Origin of the sequence: Raoultibacter phocaeensis (genome assembly GCF_901411515.1) — a bacterium.
Lineage (GTDB): Bacteria > Actinomycetota > Coriobacteriia > Coriobacteriales > Eggerthellaceae > Raoultibacter > Raoultibacter phocaeensis.
In genome coordinates this window covers 30,932-49,084 of record NZ_CABDUX010000001.1, presented here as the reverse complement: position 1 = coordinate 49,084, position 18,153 = coordinate 30,932, and the positions used below count along the sequence as shown (strand labels likewise).

The 18,153-nt window shown below is 60.1% G+C and carries 14 protein-coding genes; 10 read left to right on the top strand and 4 right to left on the bottom strand.

Annotation, left to right across the window (positions count from 1 at the left end):
- The first annotated feature begins 61 nt into the window (after positions 1-61).
- The 6 genes from FJE54_RS00175 to FJE54_RS00150 all read left to right on the top strand — a co-directional run bounded on the left by FJE54_RS00175 (position 62) and on the right by FJE54_RS00150 (position 7,030).
- A complete protein-coding gene (locus tag FJE54_RS00175; RefSeq protein ID WP_139650530.1) occupies positions 62-742 on the top strand; it encodes a response regulator transcription factor in 681 nt (226 codons plus the stop codon).
- A complete protein-coding gene (locus FJE54_RS00170; protein ID WP_139650529.1) occupies positions 730-2,343 on the top strand; it encodes a sensor histidine kinase in 1,614 nt (537 codons plus the stop codon). The genes FJE54_RS00175 and FJE54_RS00170 overlap by 13 nt, the downstream gene beginning before the upstream one ends.
- A gap of 57 nt (positions 2,344-2,400) precedes the next feature.
- Positions 2,401-3,219, top strand: a complete 819-nt coding sequence (locus tag FJE54_RS00165; RefSeq protein ID WP_255467138.1) for a TVP38/TMEM64 family protein — start codon at positions 2,401-2,403, stop codon at positions 3,217-3,219.
- Positions 3,220-3,556: 337 nt separating this feature from the next.
- Complete coding sequence (locus FJE54_RS00160; protein ID WP_255467137.1) at positions 3,557-4,699, top strand: class II glutamine amidotransferase; 1,143 nt, start codon at positions 3,557-3,559, stop codon at positions 4,697-4,699.
- Entirely contained in the window at positions 4,692-6,197 is a 1,506-nt protein-coding gene (locus FJE54_RS00155) for a glutamate synthase-related protein (RefSeq protein ID WP_139650527.1), read from the top strand. Before FJE54_RS00160 ends, FJE54_RS00155 begins: the two co-directional genes overlap by 8 nt.
- A 5-nt stretch (positions 6,198-6,202) precedes the next feature.
- On the top strand, positions 6,203-7,030 hold the full coding sequence (locus tag FJE54_RS00150) for a GltB/FmdC/FwdC-like GXGXG domain-containing protein (RefSeq protein ID WP_255467136.1): 828 nt from the start codon (positions 6,203-6,205) through the stop codon (positions 7,028-7,030).
- 275 nt (positions 7,031-7,305) lie between these two features.
- Here the strand turns inward: FJE54_RS00150 and FJE54_RS00145 are convergent, their stop codons facing one another.
- The 3 genes from FJE54_RS00145 to FJE54_RS00135 all read right to left on the bottom strand — a co-directional run bounded on the left by FJE54_RS00145 (position 7,306) and on the right by FJE54_RS00135 (position 9,839).
- Entirely contained in the window at positions 7,306-7,734 is a 429-nt protein-coding gene (locus FJE54_RS00145; RefSeq protein WP_139650526.1) for an FKBP-type peptidyl-prolyl cis-trans isomerase, read from the bottom strand.
- Between the two features lie 123 nt (positions 7,735-7,857).
- Entirely contained in the window at positions 7,858-8,289 is a 432-nt protein-coding gene (locus FJE54_RS00140; RefSeq protein WP_139650525.1) for an FKBP-type peptidyl-prolyl cis-trans isomerase, read from the bottom strand.
- Between the two features lie 113 nt (positions 8,290-8,402).
- Positions 8,403-9,839, bottom strand: coding sequence for a response regulator transcription factor (locus tag FJE54_RS00135; RefSeq protein ID WP_139650524.1), 1,437 nt, complete (start codon positions 9,837-9,839; stop codon positions 8,403-8,405).
- A 227-nt stretch (positions 9,840-10,066) separates the two neighbouring features.
- Between FJE54_RS00135 and FJE54_RS00130 the strand changes: the two genes are divergently transcribed.
- The 4 genes from FJE54_RS00130 to FJE54_RS00115 all read left to right on the top strand — a co-directional run bounded on the left by FJE54_RS00130 (position 10,067) and on the right by FJE54_RS00115 (position 16,707).
- The gene (locus FJE54_RS00130) at positions 10,067-12,712 is read left to right on the top strand and encodes a molybdopterin-dependent oxidoreductase (protein ID WP_139650523.1); all 2,646 of its coding nucleotides are present in this window, start codon (positions 10,067-10,069) and stop codon (positions 12,710-12,712) included.
- Between the two features lie 62 nt (positions 12,713-12,774).
- Positions 12,775-13,602 (top strand): 4Fe-4S dicluster domain-containing protein, encoded by an 828-nt coding sequence (locus FJE54_RS00125; protein ID WP_139650522.1) that lies wholly within the window; start codon positions 12,775-12,777, stop codon positions 13,600-13,602.
- Between the two features lie 90 nt (positions 13,603-13,692).
- Positions 13,693-15,180, top strand: coding sequence for a uracil-xanthine permease family protein (locus FJE54_RS00120; RefSeq protein ID WP_139650521.1), 1,488 nt, complete (start codon positions 13,693-13,695; stop codon positions 15,178-15,180).
- 207 nt (positions 15,181-15,387) lie between these two features.
- Positions 15,388-16,707: a uracil-xanthine permease family protein gene (locus FJE54_RS00115; RefSeq protein WP_139650520.1), complete on the top strand. Its 1,320-nt coding sequence runs from the start codon at positions 15,388-15,390 to the stop codon at positions 16,705-16,707.
- Between the two features lie 129 nt (positions 16,708-16,836).
- On the opposite strand, the gene FJE54_RS00110 is transcribed toward FJE54_RS00115, so the two are convergent.
- Positions 16,837-18,147 (bottom strand): glutamate-cysteine ligase family protein, encoded by a 1,311-nt coding sequence (locus tag FJE54_RS00110; protein ID WP_255467135.1) that lies wholly within the window; start codon positions 18,145-18,147, stop codon positions 16,837-16,839.
- Positions 18,148-18,153 lie beyond the last annotated feature (6 nt).

The window sequence follows — 18,153 nt, the reverse complement described above, 5'->3', positions numbered from 1 at the left end:
TTTTTTGACATTCGTCTGGTATCGTTCGCTTGGTAGGGCAAAACACACGAGAGCGAGGTTCATGGACGACAAGCCCCTCATACTGATAGCGGACGACGAGCGCGATATCGTGAGCATGCTCAAAAGCTATTTCGAGTTGAACGGATACTTGGTGGCAACCGCTTTCGACGGCACGCAGGTGCTCGAGCGTGTTGCGAAGCACGTTTTCGATGTGATTCTGCTCGATGTGAACATGCCCTCGCTCGACGGCATCGAAGCGTGCCGGAAAATTCGCGATACGGTGTCGTGTCCGATCATCTTCCTCACGGCGCGAGTCGAGGACATGGACACGATCGATGGGTTTGCTGCAGGTGGCGACGACTACGTGACCAAGCCGTTTTCGCTCGATGTGCTCGGCGCTCGGGTGGCAGCGCATCGTGCGCGCGATAGACGAAAACGCACGCAGAGCACCGTGCGAATCGACGAGCGGCTATCGATCGATTTCGCACGCCGAGCGGTGCTTTCCTGCGGCGTCGAGGTGTCGCTCACGAAGAAAGAATACGAGATCTGCGCGTTGCTCATCAGGCATGCGAACCAGACGTTCGATCGCGATCGCATCTACGAGCTTGTTTGGGGTGAACCCGGCGACGGTTCGGTGGTCACCGAACATATCCGCCGACTGCGCAAAGCGCTTGCAGAAGCGGGCGCCGAGGTCGATTACATTAAAACAGTGTGGGGGGTGGGGTACCGATGGGAGGCATAGAGTGCCCCGACATCCCGTGCGTATCGGTCGACGGCCCCGAGCGCGAGGCGTCTTCCGCATGTGATACTGCCGAGTCCAAGCCGAGTTTGCTGCACCCGATCAGGTGCTTTCGCCGCTTCATGCGTTCGTGTTCGCTCAAAACCGCGTTCGTTGTCTATGCGGTCGCCGCGACAATCATTGCTCTTGTCGTATCGACGTTTGCGGCGAGTTTGCTCGCAAGCCAAGCGTCCGAGATATGGTATACGTACTCGGAGCGTTCGGGCATGTACCTCTATTCGGAAGCGAAAGACGCGCTGGTGCCTGCGGAATCGCTTTCCTGGTACACCGAGGGGGGCGATCCGGTATACGTGGAAGCATCTGGTCTCGATGAGCCCGATCCCATCCCGATTGATAAGGCCGCTGAAGCAGAGCGGGGTATGCGGGTGTACGACGGGCGCATTTTAAGCGACGAGCAGCTTGAAAACGGTGCAACCGAAGGTTCTCTCGAACTATCCTCTCTTCCCGCCTACAACTCACGTCAGCTTTCGTTGCTTGGGGACGGCGCTTCCTCGGATGCAGAAGCGCTTGATATGCTGCCGCCCAACGACGAGGGCGAAGTGCCCGCTTGGTCGCCCGTCTCATACTATGTGACCTTCCAGTCGACGAACGGGGCCTACGATGCGCTGCAGCTCATGGCGTTCTTAGTGTTTCCCGTGGTGTTCGTCGCCGTGTTCGTGGTGGCTGCCCGCCTGTTCTACCGCAGCAATTTGAAGCGGCCGATCAGCGCGATGGACGATGCGGCGCAGCGCATCGCTTCGAGCGACCTCGACTTCAAGCTTGTTGCGGATAGCGAAAACGAGCTCGGGCATCTCGTCGGCAGCTTCGAGGACATGCGTTCGGCACTCGAGGCGAACAACCGCGCGATGTGGCGTATGATCGAATCGCGCAAGCAGACGAACGCCGCCTTCGCACACGATCTGCGAACGCCCTTGACGGTACTCAAGGGCCATGTCGAGATGCTCTCCACCTATGCACGCAAAGGTGCGCTCTCTCCCGAGCAGATCGAGGACATGGCTCGCGCATGTCAGCGCCAGGTGGTGCGCATTGAGCGTTATGTCGGGGATATGAGGGATTTGGCAAAGCTCGAAGACGCAGCGGTGGTCTCCGAGGACACCGCTACAAGCGAGCTAATCGAGCGGCTGGCCGAATCGGCACGAGCGCTGGCAAGCGAGAACGGTAAACGGTTCGAAGCTATGGCGTCCGCCCTGCCCGACACGGTACACCTCGATGCGGCCGTCGTTTCCCGCATCGTTGAGAACCTACTTGCGAATGCCGTTCGGTATGCGGAGGGCTCCGTTGTCCTGAGCTGCTCTGCCGCAGGAGCCGATCTCGTCGTGACGGTGGAAGACGACGGGCCGGGCTTTTCCGACGAAGCACTCAGCCGCGGGCTCGAGCCCTATTATCGCGACACGTCCCGCAGCGATTCGTCGGAGCATTTCGGATTGGGACTCGGCATCTGTGCTGTTCTCGCTGCGAAGTGCGAAGGAAGCGTGTCTCTTTCGAATCGGGTTCCGCACGGCGCGTGTGCGGCGGTTCGTTTTCCCGGTGTTTTCAAACGTTGATACTTATTTGAGAAGTGCGCCCGATGATGGTTCTTAAGCCGTTTTGAAAGGACCAACATGGGCAAAGACGTTGTTGAAATAAAACCGAAGGCGGCACCCGCTTTACCGAGCGCTCTCAATAGGCTGCGCACGAGTCGATGCGGGGAGCGCGAGCAGGGGAAGGGCGATGCCGCTTCGTGCAGCGCAAGCGGGCGGGGCGCCCTCGTAGCGAAGCGCGTCGCAGTCGTGTTGGGCATGGCGGCGGTTCTCGCGGCCACGCTTGCGTGGATGGCAGTGTACGGAAAGGATGCGCTTTCCCTGTTCACCGACGGACCGCGTCTACAGGCTTGGGTGGGCGAGCGCGGACTATTGGCTCCTGTGCTCATGGCGCTCCTCGTGGTTGCGCAGGTAGTTGTAGCCGTCCTTCCAGGTGAGCCGCTTGAACTCGGAGCAGGCTACGCGTTCGGCTTTTGGGAAGGGACAGCGCTTTGCCTCGTCGGCAGCTTGATCGGAACGGTCATCGTCGTGGCGCTTACGCGCACGGTGGGGATAAAGGTTGTCGAGCTGTTCTTTTCGCGCGAGAAAATCGAATCGGTGTCGTGGTTGCGCTCGTCGAAGCGCTTCGAGCTCATCCTGTTCGTGTGCTTTCTCATACCCGGCACGCCAAAGGACATTATGACCTACGTTGCAGGACTCACTCCCTGCCGGGCATCCCGCATCGCGGCCATCACCACGATCGGACGCATTCCCTCGATCATCTCATCGACGCTCGCCTCTGCGTATGCAGCCGAAGGCAATTGGGCCGCAACGGCTATCGTCGCCGGCTTGACGCTCGTGCTCGTCGTGATCGGAGTCGGAGCCTATGCGCTCGTCGCCAAGCGTGAGAAGTCTTCCTGAAGGCATCGAATTCGAGGATTATTCATGCGTGGTCGGGTGCAGCGGCACTTAAGCCTTAACGCACTTGAAACAAGGCGCATACTCCCCCGAAACAAACCGCCTATACACTCAAAGCACCACAGATGCGGGTGCTCGGCACCTGGAAGCCTGCCGTACGGATCTGCAAACTCATCCGACGCGATCGCATCGCTTCCACCGCTTTCGACGCTCTGCCGAAATCGGCGGTGCGGTGCGGGGTCCCGTATCTTCGTACAACGAGGAAAGGCGAGGTGTTCGGTATATGCCTCTACGTGAAGGTGACATACGAATCCCTTCCGGCTGTGCCATTGCGGGGATTATGGATCGAAGCGGCGGACTGCACGACGGAAGCGACATTCTGAAGGCCATCGCCTTGATGCACGATCGCAGCAACGGTCTCGGAGGCGGATTCGCTGCATACGGCATATACCCCGAATACAAGGAGCTCTACGCGTTCCACATCATGTACGAGAGCAAAGAGGCGCGCAGCGCTACAGAAGCCTATCTCGATCAGCACTTCATCGCCGAGAAGCAGGAACGTATTCCCACCGAGTCGGTGCGTAGCATCCAGAATCCGCCCGACATCTGGCGCTATTTCGTGGCGCCGCACCCGGTCAAGCTCACCATGAGCGGGCTCGATGAGGCGGAATACACGATGCAGCACGTGTTTTACGTGAATGCATCGATTCGTGGGGCGTTCGTGGCGTCGTCGGGTAAGAACATGGGAGCGTTCAAGGGGGTCGGCTATCCCGAGGAGGTGGGGGAATTCTACCGCATCCGCGAGTACAAGGCGTGGCTGTGGACGGCTCACGGGCGCTTTCCCACCAATACGCCCGGCTGGTGGGGCGGGGCGCATCCGTTCACGCTGCTCAACTGGTCGATTGTGCACAACGGCGAAATATCGAGCTACGACGCGAACCGCCGTTACGTCGAGCAGTTCGGATACGACTGCACGCTCATGACGGACACCGAGGTTATTACCTACCTGTTCGATTTGCTCATCCGTCGCCACGGATTCTCGCAGGAAACGGCGGCTCGCATCATGTGCGCTCCTTTGTGGGACGAGATCGACGCGATGCCGCCCGAATACGCCGCGTATCAGACGGCGCTTCGGTGCGTGTATTCGAGTGCGCTTGTGAACGGACCCATGTCGGTCATCCTCGGTTCCGATGAGGGGCTGCTCGCGTTGAACGATCGTTTGAAGCTGCGGGCGCTCATGGCGGGCGAGAAGGGCAGCATGGTGTATCTCGCAAGCGAGCAGGCCGCCATCGAGATCGTGTGCCCCGATGTGGAAAACGTCGCTCCCATCGACGGAGGCGTGCCTTTCGTCGTGCAGCTGGACGAGGTGGCGGCGCGCAAAGCGCAGGAATCGCACGAGAACACGCCCGTGAGGGATCGGCCGCTCGATCATGTGACTGGTGTGCTTCCCGCTTCGAGTAAGGGGGTGGCACACTATGCTTGATTGCGTGATTCCGCGTTACAAAGTGCTGCGCGAAGCCGATCTCTGCACCTCATGCGGCGTATGCGAGCGCTCGTGCTCACATGAGGTGCATAAGGTTGACGATGCGCTCGGCCGAGTTACCGCCCATCATGCGAAGTGCGTGAACTGCCAGCGCTGCGCAGTCATGTGTCCGACGGATGCACTTGCCATAACGAGATGGCCGCAGGTGGCAAACGGCTCCAATAACTGGACGCTCGGCGTCATGCAAGACATTGCCAAGCAGGCGCAAACCGGTGCCGTGCTGCTCTCTTCCATGGGCAATCCTCAGCACTATCCCCTCTACTGGGATCATCTGCTCCTGAATGCGAGCCAGGTGACGAATCCCTCGATCGATCCTTTGCGCGAACCCATGGAAACGCGGGTGTTCTTAGGCAGCCGTCCTGATAAGCTGGTAGTGAACGAGCGCGACCATACGCTCGTGTCGCCCGTGCCGCCGCAGCTCAAACTCGATATCCCCGTGATGTTTTCCGCGATGAGTTTCGGGTCCATCTCGCTTAACGCCCAGAAGTCGCTTGCGATGGCGGCACAAGAGCTCGGTACGTATTTCAACACGGGGGAGGGAGGCTTGCACAGGGATCTCGAACCGTACGCCGATCACGCGGTGGTGCAGGTGGCGTCGGGACGGTTCGGGGTCGATATGCACTACCTCAACGCTGCTTCGATGATCGAGATCAAGATCGGGCAGGGCGCCAAGCCCGGCATCGGCGGACATCTGCCTGGCGAAAAGATCGACGAGGAAGTGTCGTGCACGCGCATGATCCCGCAGGGCACCGACGCGATCTCGCCTGCGCCCCACCACGACATTTACTCGATCGAGGATCTGCGTCAGCTCGTGTTCTCGCTCAAGGAGGCCACGCGCTACGCCAAGCCGGTCGCCGTCAAAATCGCCGCCGTCCACAACGTGGCGGCCATCGCAAGCGGCATCGCTCGGGCAGGGGCCGACGTGATCGTGCTCGATGGCTTCCGCGGCGGTACGGGCGCGGCGCCAACCCGCATCCGCGACAACGTGGGTATCCCCATCGAACTTGCGCTTGCGGCGGTCGATCAGCGGTTGCGCGACGAGAGCATCCGCTCGCAGGTAAGCCTCGTGGCTGCGGGCTCCATCCGATCGTCGGCCGATGTAGTCCGTGCGGTCGCGCTCGGGGCCGATGCCGTGTACAGTGCTACCGCTGCGCTTATCGCGCTGGGATGCCATCAGTGTCAGGACTGCGCAAGCGGGAAATGCAGCTGGGGGATTGCGACGCAGAGGCCCGACTTGGTGCGCCGCCTCGATCCTGAGACGGGGGCCGAGCGCGTTGTGAACCTCATGCGGGCGTGGAACCGCGAGATCGAGGAGATGATGGGCGGCATGGGTATCAATGCAATCGACAGCCTTCGCGGAAACCGACTCATGCTGAGAGCGGTGGGTTTGAACGACAACGAGCTCGACATCCTCGGCGTGAAGTACGCAGGGAGGTGATGCAGGTGAACGATCTCTCGACCGAAAATGCTGCAGTCCACGTGTCCGAAAGCGCACCCGTGCAAACCGCATCCGATGCGGGCATGGTGCTCGGGAGCACAGGCGGACGTATAGGGCAGGTGGTGACGCTTGGAACCGAGCACTTCGCCGAGGCGAACGCCATGGTGCGCGAGGCGCTCGAACGCGCCGACACTGTGGAAGTGCGCGATGCGTTCGCGCAACGCTATCTGGGGTGCGGCATGTCCTCTGGCAAGACGCTGCTCATCCACGGCGTGCCGGGCAATGACATGGCCTGTTATCTAGATGGCGGTGCCGTCGAGGTGTTCGGCAACGCGCAAGATCAGATCGGCAACACCATGGACGACGGCAGCATCGTCGTGCACGGGCGTTGCGGCGATGCGGCGGGCTACGGCATGCGCGGGGGCACGATTCTCGTGCGCGACGGGTGCGGGTGGCGCGTGGGAATCCATATGAAGCAGTTCAAAGGTAAGCGCCCAGCCATCGTCATAGGCGGCGATGCGGGGAGCTTTCTCGGCGAATATATGGCGGGAGGCGTAATCGTGCTTCTGGGTAAGCCGGGCAATTACCTGGCCACGGGCATGCACGGAGGAGTCATGTATCTCAGGTACGAGCTTGCCGATGCCGATGTTCCCGGTGGGCTAGTGCAAAAAGCAGCCGACGATGCGGATAGGGCCGTCATCAAACCGCTGCTCGCCGAATATAATCGCTGTTTCGCTGATGAGCTCGGTGCGTCCGTCGATGAGAGCGGCAAGGGCTTTTTCTGCCTCCGCCCCGCAACGTCGCGGCCGTATGAAAGCATGTATGCCAACTGATTCGCGCTGCGCGATCGCGTGCGCGATGCTATGACCCGCTGCCTAGTACGGGGGCCGCGCGGTTTCGGGCCGGACTGTATCTGTGGCAGTCCGGCCCTTTTACATGGGATAATACGACTTTTGGCACACCCGGCACCTATGCGGAGCGGACACCGCGTTGACCGCCATCGCGTCGGCCGAGGCGGCCCGCAAGTACGTCCCGTACCTGCGGGCCGCTATAAAAAAACGAGCCCCGCTCTGGGGCTCGCAAAACAGGGTAAGCGCATCGGTCGAAATTAGTCCTCGCACTCCACAAGCTCGATCTCGAAGTTGAGGTCTTTGCCGGCCAACTCGTGGTTCATGTCGAACGTAGCCACGCCGTCGGTGATATCCTTCACGAAAACGGGGAAGGGCTGGCCGCCGGGGCCCTGCATGTAGATGGTCTGGCCGACGGGAAGCTGTTCACCGTTGGGAATTTGGGATACGGGGATCTTCTGAATCAGCTCTTCGTTGTACTCGCCGTAGGCGTCGGCGGCGGGGATGTGAACCGTTTTGGTCTCGCCGACTGCGAGGTCTTTTACGGCGGCATCGAATCCGGGGATCATCATACCGGCCATGCAGGTGAATTCGATGGGTTCGCCGCGGTCCACGGAAGAGTCGAACTTGGTACCGTCGTCAAGCGTTCCGGTGTAGTGGACCTTGACCTTTTTGCCCTCGTTGCTCATAAAAGAGCTCCTTTCAAAAGAAAACAGTGGGTTCAGTCTACCTGAACGGCCAGCCCGCACTCGCCCGCAGCGACCAACCTGCGCCGCTTCGTCACAATTTCGTAATCGCGCGGTGCCCTTGGTTCAGCACCGATCGAGATCGGTCACCGCAAGCAGGGTGATCGTGAAGTTGAGCGCCTTGGCTATCGCGTCGTGGTTCATATCGAACACGGCCTTCTCATCGGTTACTTCAATGACGCGCGCGGGGAAGGTCTGCCCCGTGGGATCTTCGAGGTTCACCATCTTGCCCACGGGAAGTTTGAGCCCAGGCGGAATCTTCTCGCGTGGCACTTCGAGAATGCGCTCGTCGGTGCGCTCCTCGTACGCCTCGTTCGCTCCGACGTGTGCGGTACGCGTCTCGCCGATTTCCATGTCGCGTACGGTGTCGATGAAGGCGGGCGGCATCCATCCGTCGATGCACGGAAACTCGATCGGGGTGCTCTGGTCGATGAACACGCTACCATCATCGAACGTGCCCACATAGGACACCTTCACCATCTTGTTGCTGTTATCCATGGGTACCCGCTTCCTTGCTGCACGGGAGCTCGAAGATGCCGCAAGCTCGTGCTGTATGCGCACCTGCTTGCAGCGCATCCCATCATACGCCATTGCGATTCGGAAGCTTCGGTTCAGGGCCGTTCTTCTCGAAAAGCATCGAAGAGGTCGAGCAATTCCATTTTAGTGTGAATGCCCATTTTCTTGTAAATGTTGTAGGTATGGGTCTTGACGGTTCCGGGAGCGATGAAAAGATTCTGCGATATGTACTGGGTCGTGCGACCTTTGAGAAGCAGGTCGAGCACGTCCGTTTCTCTGTTGGACAGCTGCCATGCGATTCCGAACTGCTGGATGCTCTCATCTGTCGTATGGTGCGGGTTGTTGTTCAGCGCAAGCTTCTCTTCGAAGCCTCGCTCTTCGGCTACGCCGCTGAGAGAGAACACCTCCTTCTCGGTGAACACGAGGGTCGACGCGATGACAACGATTACGATGCCTGCGCCTGCGGCTACGGCAACAGGCGAGAACGATGGCGGCAGCGTCGCCGTCGCCATGCCGAACACCCAGCCGAGCAGCATCCCGATCGTAATCGCGAAACGGGCAATGCCAAACGTCCGCAGAGGCGGAAGGTCGTTCATCTTGATCGCATTGCAGAAGTCGTTGAGGATCAATATCTCAAACGCGAGGTATGCGGTCATGATGAACGCGTTCGCCGCGAAGAATCCCCCTTGGCTCACGAGCAAAAGAAGCGCCAACCCAACGGAGAAGGCAAAGGGCACGAATCGGTACAGATAGTATATGCCGCGTGCTTTCTTCTTCGAATTGTATATCAGGGCGAGCGCGATTCCCAACCCGATACAGCAGGGGGCTTCAATGTAGGGGCCTGCTATGCCTCCGCTCAAGCCGTTGCACACAGCCATGCTGGTGATCAAGCCGAAGACAAGCGCATACAGGCCGAGCGCGGTCGTCATCCTGCTGATGTAGGGAAAGATGGGAGCCTCCCTGTGTCCGTTCGCCCTAATCTCGCTCAGCATCGTGCCGGACGATCCCGTTTCGTGTTGGTAGAGCTTGTTCGAATAGAAGAACGTAATGCCGGAAAGCAGGGGAAGAAGCAGAGCGCATACGTTTGCCGCTTCCGCTCCGGCCCACGCGATGCAGACGAAAAGAATCGAGCCGACAGCATACGACAAGGTCATGTACAGCGCCGTTTCTCCGAGTTTCATGTGGCCGAAAAAGCTGAGCCACAGCATGAATATCGAAGCGTCCGCACAGGCGACGAGGGCGATCGTAAGCGGCGAAGCGCCGAACGTGATCAGTGCAGCGGAACCGAGCGACCCGACGATGCTTCCTACGCAGAGAAGAAACAGGCGTCCTTTTGAGGACGAGAGCCATGCCGAGAACACGATGATGAGAACGATACCGAGCAATCGGAACAGAAGCTCCATCGCCTCGATCGGTTGCTCGGGCTGCAGCGCTCCGAGAATCGGCGTCGGTGATACTCCGACGAGAAACAGCCATGCCCAATAAAACCCGAACCCGAGCATGCGAACCGGAAAGAGCGTCTCAGCCTTCATGGTGTCCCCCTGACACGATTGGCCGCCTCTGCGGCCCAGCTATGTACTTTCTTACCCCATCTCAGTGTAAACGGTCGAGGCCGCATATGACATAAACCAATAGTCGTAAAGACACTTTCTACCCTTTTGCCGATTCGAAAACTGCGTCGAGGCACCTACGATTCCGCATGAAGCGTCCTCGCTGAAGTTTGCGGGGGTACGGATTGCGTAGGAGGAGATGAGTGCTTATGGGTATCGAAACGCGGGGCGAAACGGTCTACCGCGGCATCGCGTGGTCGGCGTTCGCGTGCAGTGCGAACACAGCGGCCGTAGACGTGAAGGACGGAAAGATACTGCGTATCCGACCGCTGCACTACGATGAGGTATCGACGGAAGAGGATCGAAAGCCGTGGCGCATCGAAGCGCGCGGCAAAGTGTTCGAGCCGGGCGAGAAGACGCTGCTTCCGCCGCTTTCGCTCACGTACAAGAAGCGCATCTATTCGAAGAACCGCGTGCTGTATCCTTTGAAGCGCGTGGACTGGGATCCGAACGGCGAGCGAAATCCGCATATGCGCGGCATCTCCAAGTACGAACGGATCAGCTGGGACGAGGCAACTACCCTCATCGCTTCGGAGATCAAGCGCATTCACGATACGTACGGCCCGCTCGCTATCATGTGCCAGGCCGACGGCCACGGCGAGACAAAGGTCGTGCACGCCCCCCACGGCGCGCAGGCGATGATGCTCGAGCTGTGCGGCGGCTACACGCTGCAGGCCCGTCAACCCGACAGCTGGGAGGGCTGGTACTGGGGTGCGAAGCACATGTGGGGTATGGACCCGGTAGGCATGCAGGTCAACCAGAGAAACCTGTACAAAGACGTATGCGAGCACGGTGATGCGGTATTGTATTGGGGCTGCGATCTCGAAACCACGCCCTGGGGCTGGGGCGGGCAGCAGCCGAGCCGCATGGCGTACTTCTTGGAAGAACTCGGTTTGAAATCGTTCTTCGTTTCTCCCGACCTCAACTACACGGGCGCGTGCCATAAGGGAAAATGGATACCGGTGCTCCCCAACACCGATGCGGCTTTGCAGCTTGCGATCGCGTACGTGTGGATTACCGAAGGAACATACTACAAAGAGTACGTCGAGAGCCATACGGTCGGATTCGACTGGTTCGAGTACTACGTGCTCGGCAACGAGGACGGTGTGCCGAAATCGCCGAAGTGGGCGGAAGAAAAATGCGGCGTGCCAAGCTACACCATCAAGGCATTCGCCCGCTATTGGGCGAAGCACGCCGTATCGATCGCGCATGCGGACGGTGGCGGCATGATCCGCTCCCCGTTCTCGCACGAACCGGCGCGCTTGGAGATCGTGCTCTTGGCGATGCAGGGGCTGGGCAGACCGGGAACCGGCCAGTTGCACCTGATCGAATTCGGCCAGTTCGGCTTCGACGAGTGGAACCCGATGCCGCGTTCGGAGAAGTACTTCGAGGTGCCTGGAGCCTACCACGGCTGGATGGAGACGATCGGCAGGCAGAACTTCTTCCCGAAAACTATGACGCCGCAGGCGCTTACCTTGCCCGAGGGAGAGAAGCTTCGCTGGTACGGCCATGTTGTGTGCACGGCCCCGCGTGCCGATCAGTTCGTTCCGTTCGAGTTCCCTGCAGACGGTGCACCCATGATCCATATGATCGTATCCGATTCGCCCAGTTGGACGACCTGCTGGAACGGCGGCTTTACCATGCAGGCAGCTTTGCGCAACGAACGCGTGGAAACCATCGTGATGCAGCATCCGTGGTTCGAGAACGATACGGTGTTCGCTGATATCATCCTGCCTGTGAACACCATGTTCGAGGAGAAGGACGTGGCGGTGGACAACTGGTCCGGCCAGTTCAACATGATGTACATACAAGACGACTGCATCGAGCCGTTGGGCGAATCGAAATCCGACTACGAATGCGCAATCGAGGTCGCCAAGAAACTCGAGCCCTACGGCGGTCCCTACGAGAACCTCGTCGAGCGTTATACGCAGGGCAAGTCCGTCGACGAGTGGATCGAAGCGGGTTTCGAGAGCGCGCAGGCAGACGGCCTCATAAGCTACGAAGAATTCGCGGAAAAGAAGATGTGCCTGGCTCCGACGGCTGACGGATGGGAGGACGATCCCGTTGCGCTAAGCGCCTGGTACGACGACCCCGCTTCGCAGCCGCTTTCGACCCCCACCCAGAAGATCGAGATCTACTCAACCGGCTTGGCAGAGCATTTCCCCAACGATACCGAACGTCCCATCGTGCCGCACTGGATCGAGGAGACCGAGGAGCACAAGGAACGCATCTCAAGCGAGCGGGCAGTGAACTACCCGTTTCTCATGGTTACGAACCACCCGCGGTGGCGCGTTCATTCCGAGCACGACGACGTGACGTGGATGCGCGAAATCCGTACCTGCAAGGTCGAAGGCCCCGACGGCTATCTGTACGAACCGGTATGGATGAACCCGGTGGACGCCGGCAAGCTGGGGCTTAAGGATGGCGATGTGGTCCGCATCTACAACGAGCGTGGAAGCGTTCTCGGCGGCATGTACGTCAACGAGCGCATCATGCCCGGAGCGGTGTACCAAGACCACGGCGCGCGCGTCGATCCGATCGTGACGGGGAAGTGCGGACTCGATCGCGGCGGCGCCAACAACCTCATCTGCCCTACAGCAACCACGTCGAAGAACGCCGCCGGCGAAGCCACCAACGGCTTTCTCGTCAACGTCGAGAAAGTGGATGTGTTCGCCTTGGCGCAGCAGTACCCCGTCGAGTTCGGCCGCGAATACGACCCGTCCGACGGCCTGCGCGTTGCAGCTTGGATGGCTGACGGGTGTGCGGGCGATGTGAGTACGAAGGCCGAAGCGTAAACACCGCGCCGGGCTCCCACGGGGCGAAATACGACGTGAGACGAGACGAAATCGGAGATGCCATGAAAGTTTTTGTATTTGATCTCGACAGGTGCAACGGCTGCCACAATTGCCAAGTCGCCTGCAAAGACGAGCACTGCGGCACAAGCTGGCTTCCCTATGCGGCCGAACAGCCCGAGACGGGGCAGTTCTGGTGCAAGGTCGATGAGGAGGTGTGCGGGAAGGTGCCGCATGTGCGCGTGAACTACCTCCCACGCCTCTGTAACCATTGCGACGACGCTCCCTGCATCGCCGCGGCCCCCGATGCGGTGTACAAGCGGGAGGACGGTCTTGTGGTAATCGATCCTGCTTCAAAACACGATCCAGAGGCCTTGGTTGCATCGTGTCCGTACGGCGCGATCTACGTGAACAAAGAGCTCGGGATTGCGCAGAAGTGCACGGGGTGCGCGCATCTGCTCGACGACGGCTGGGCGGAGCCGCGCTGCGTCGATTCCTGCTGCACGGGTGCCTTGCGCTTCGGCGAAGAGGGCGATTTCGCTGACGAGATCGCACAAGCCGAAGTGCTGATCCCCGAAGCGGGTACAGCACCGCGCGTGTACTACCTGAACAAACCCCGCCGCTTCATTGCGGCAACCGTAGTCGATATCGAGGCCGATGAGGTCGTGGAAGGTGCGGCGGTCACGCTGATGCGGGTCGCTGACGAGGCAACGGTCGCGACGGCGAGAACCGACGAGTTCGGCGACGTCTGGCTTGAAGGCCTCCAGCCCGATCGTTATCGCATGTCTATTCAAAAAGAGGGGTATTTAGAGCTGTTCCAGGAGTTCGATCTGTCCGAAAAAGACGGTTCGGTTCCCGAAATGAGGTTTTACCGGATGCCTGTCTTAGCGTAGCCGCCTTGGGCGCAACCGTCCGACCCCGATTCTCGTACGCGAGGATCGGGGCCTTGGGGCGTATCGAATCGATTCTATAAGGAGGTATGTATGAGTTCGAAATCTGGGGGAAAAGAGAAAAAGGCTTTACAGCGTGGGTACGGGATGAACGAGCTGCCGAAAGTGGGCGAGCTGGGCGCTTTCGGCTTACAGCATGCGTTGCTTATACTGTTCCAGACGCTGCCCGCCCCGCTTTTGATTGCGGGAGGTTTGGGCATGGGCCCGGTCGAGACATCTATCTTGATTGCCTCTGCCCTGTTCGTCAGCGGCATCTGCACGTTCGTGCAGAGCTTCGGCGTCGGCCCGCTCGGCGCAAAGATTCCCATGGTCATGGTAGGCAGCTTCGTGTTCATCGCGCCGGCTCTGCTGATCATCCCGCAAGCGGGATTCGGCGGGTACATGGGTGCGTGCATCGTGGCCGCCATCATCTGCGGCATCGTGTTCGTCCTGTTCTCCGATTGGCTGAAGGTCATATTCCCGTCCTTCGTTTCGGGAGCAGTGCTGCTCGTGCTGGGAACCGGCCTCATCGGCAACGCGCTCGCTAACTGCGCGGGCGGCAGCGGAGCGGCTACGTTCGGCGACCCGATCAACCTAGCGCTTGCAGGCGTTACGTTTCTCATCACGCTCGTGCTGAGCGTCTTCGGTAAAGGCTTCATCCAGGGGGCGGCGCCGCTTATCGGCATGGCTGCGGGTTTCGTCGTCGCCATCGCCATGGGTATGGTCGATTTTACGGCTGTCTCTGAGGCTGCTTGGTTCGGCTTGCCGCAGCCGCTCTACTGGGGCATATCGTTTCCGATCGATGCCTGTCTTGTTATGACGCTCATTGCGGTGTGCGGCGTCGTCGAGATACTCGGCACCACCGCCGCTACCACTACCGTAGCCGACAACCGTATGGCGACGCCTGGCGAAACGAAGAAGACCGTCCTTACCCAGGCTGTCACGAGCGTGTTCGCCGGATTGTTCAACGCGGTTCCCACTATCTCGGGCAGCGCGAACATCGGACTTATGGATGTGACCCGCGTGTTCACGCGCTACGCAGTCGCCGTTGCGGGCGGGTTCGTGCTTCTGATGGGACTGTGTCCGAAATTCTCGGCCATATTCTCGGTCATACCGAACCCCGTGTTCGGGGGCGCGGTGCTCATGCTGTTCGGTTCCATCCTCGTCAACGGCATGAAGATCATCATGGATTCCGAGCAGACGTCGCGCACCCAGACCATCCTTGCGGTTTCCCTCGCAGTCGGCATCGGCTTCAACTCCGTGGCCGGTGCGCTCGACCAGTTCCCGTTCTGGGTGTCCACCATGCTGTGCGGCGTTCCGGGCACGGCGTTCGTGGCGGTAATTCTCAACGTCATCCTGCCGGGTCGCAACCTCAAAAAGCAGTCCGTGTATGCCTACGAAGCCTCGCTCGGCAAGGTTGAGGCCTCGGCGATAGCGGCAGAGTACGGAAGCATCGAGGCGGGCGAGGGAACGGGTTCGGCTCAGAAGGCGCAAGCGGTACCTGACGCGACTGCCGATGAGCCGCCTATGAACAAGAGCTGATGCATGCAGGCGGGCGCGGCGTGCGCTTCGGCGGCGCCGTGCCTGCTTCGCCTGCAGCCGAGGGCTCGAAAGCTTTCGGCCGCGGGCTGGCTGCACTCGGAAGCCTCGCTGCCCTTTGTCCCGCCTTCAGCGGCGTGAGGCGTATACCAGCGGCCCAATGTTGTGGCCAGTACTAAGGGGGAGACTATGAAATCGCAAGGATATGGGATGAACGAGCGCCCTCCGGTGCACGAGCTTATTCCGTTCGGCATCCAGCATGCGCTTCTCGTAGCGTTTCAAGCGCTGCCGGCGCCGCTCTTGATTGCGGCGGGGCTCGGCTTCGATCCCGCTCAAACGACGGTGCTCGTTGCCTGCGCGCTGTTTGTGGCGGGAATTGCCACTATCGTCCAAACGCTCGGAATCGGCTCGGTCGGCGGAAAGCTGCCCATCGCCATGGTGTGCAGCATCGTGTTCGTTTCGCCGGCGCTCTTCATCGCGCCGCAGGTCGGATACGCCGGCTATGTGGGTGCATGCCTTGTGGGGAGCATCGTGTGCGGTGTGGTGTTCGTCGCGTTTTCGGACAAACTGAAGACCATCGTTCCGTCGTTCGTTTCGGGGGCGGTGGTGTTCGTCTTGGGTACGACGCTCTTGGGCGTTGCATTGGGGTACTGCGGCGGAGGATCGGGCAGCGCCGATTTCGGCAATCCCGAAAACTACCTGCTTGCGGCGATTACGCTGCTCACCGTATTGGCATTCAACGTATTCGGCAAGGGTTTTCTGCACGGAGCTGCGCCGCTGATCGGGCTTGCTGTCGGATTCAGCGTAGCGGCTTTCATGGGTAAAGTCGATTTTGCGCCTGTCGCCGAGGCGGCATGGTTCGCTTTCCCCGAGCCGCTCCACTGGGGAATCGAGTTTCCCCTCGAGGCATGCATAACGATTGCCTTTTTGGCGATCTGCGGTATCGCTGAGCTTCTTGGAGATACGTCGGCAACGACGATGATCGCCGAGAAGCGAATGCCCACGAAGAGGGAAACGCGCGGCGTCATCTTCACGCAGGCCATCACGAGCGCGTTTTCGGCCGTCTTCAACAACGGGCCGACGATTTCGGCAAGCGCCGATGTGGGGCTTTTGGGCATCACGAAGGTGTTCAGCCGCTATGTCGTCGCCGTTGCCGGCGTGATCATGGTGCTTGCGGGCCTGTGTCCGAAGGTCAGTGCTCTGTGCTCGGTGATTCCGACACCCGTGTTCGGCGGAGCCGTGATCCTCACGTTCGGCATCGTCATGGTAAGCGGCATGCAGATCATCATGAGAAGCAAGCCCAAGGCGCGGACGACGACCATTTTGGCTGTCTCGCTCGCCGTCGGCCTCGGCTTCAGCGCTCAGCCCGAAGCGCTTGCAAACTTTCCCTTGTGGGTATCCATGTTTTTGAGCGGTGTGCCGGGTACGGCGTTTACCGCGGTTGCCTTGAATCTGATTCTGCCCGGCAGAAGCAAGGGGCACGATGCCGAAGAAAATGCCGATTTGACGGCTCTCGATCAGATGGAGTAGGGCTGCGTTTCGTCCCGTGTTTTGACGAAGTCGGGCCGACGCTGTAAAAACGAGCGCATCGCACGTTCTGCGCACAATGGCCGGTCACCCATTGGGAACCGGCCATTTAGGCTTTCTTGCGTTCGGGTTTTACTCGGCTTCCGCCAAATCCGCAAGCGTTACCCGGTCGGCGACCAGGCGGGCGAGCGGTTCGAGAAAGTGCGCTTCGTCGTCTGACAGGCCCATGCGAGCGATGGAAACCACCTCGTCGCACAGCGCGGCAACAGGACGGCCGTACACATCGGCCTCGTAGCCGCGGGCCATCAGGGCTTCTTTTGCGGTTTCGATATCGGGGCCGCTCACACCCGCGAGCAGCGCATCGAGCGCATCGAGCGTTTCGGGCGTGGCGAACAGCCCTTTGACGAGCCCTGCGTACGCGATCACGTACGGGATGGGCATTGCGTCGGCCGGGCGGATTTCGATGTAGGTTTTGAGCCGTACGTCGTTGAAGAACATCGACAGGGCGTGCTCCACCTCGGCGCGGGTCATAACGGTGTCGGCGTACAGCTCGCCGAACGTCTGCTCGGAGTAGCACCAGCCATGCTTCGCGCACGAAACGAGGATCGCAGGCGTATCGAGCACGTATTCGGCGTAGGCGCGCATGGTGAAGCTCTCGTCCATGACTCCGGGTACAAGCCCGCAGCGATCGGGATCGCAGTACTTCCAAATCTCGGTGCGCATGAGCTCATGCGGGCGCTTTTTTCCCTCGAACACAGGGGAATTGTCGCAGATAAGCGAGAAGACGGGCACGAGCGCGTAGGCGAGGCGCAGCTTGCGCAGGCAGTCGTTGACCGACGAAAAGTCAATCGAGACCTGCGTCGAAGCGCTGCCGCGCATCATGCGCGGCCCCCACGGGCTGATTTCGCCCAGGTACAGGTTCATGAATTTGTAGCGGCGCTTCGGAATGAGCTCGAGGTCCTGAGCGCGCGCCGTCGGGTGGTAGCCGATGGTGAGCGCTTCAAGGCCTACGGGCGAAAGCGTCTGCGCAAGCGTGTTCTCGAATGCGTTGAAGCACGCTTCGGCAGATGCGAGGCTCTTGAACGGGCCCGCCGAAAGCTCGAGCTGCGCGGCCGGTTCGAGCGTGACGGCTTCGCAGGTGCGGCTCACGCCGAGCAGATCGCCGTCTTCGGCGTAGGTCGCTTCGGGGTAGGCGGAGTTGAGCTCTTCAAGCAGCCAGTGCACGCCGTGCTCCTCGCTGTAGGAGACGGGTTGGAGGCCGTCTTGTTTCACGATCGTATGCTCGAGCTCGATGCCGACTTCGCCCGTTGCGGATTTGACGCCGCTTTCGTAATACGCGATGATCGCCTGTATGTTCTGCTCCCGGGCAGGTTGTTCGACGGGGGCTTTGCGAGAGCTTTTCTCGCGCTCCATAACCGCCGATGGTGTGGCTGTAATATTCATGTAGCG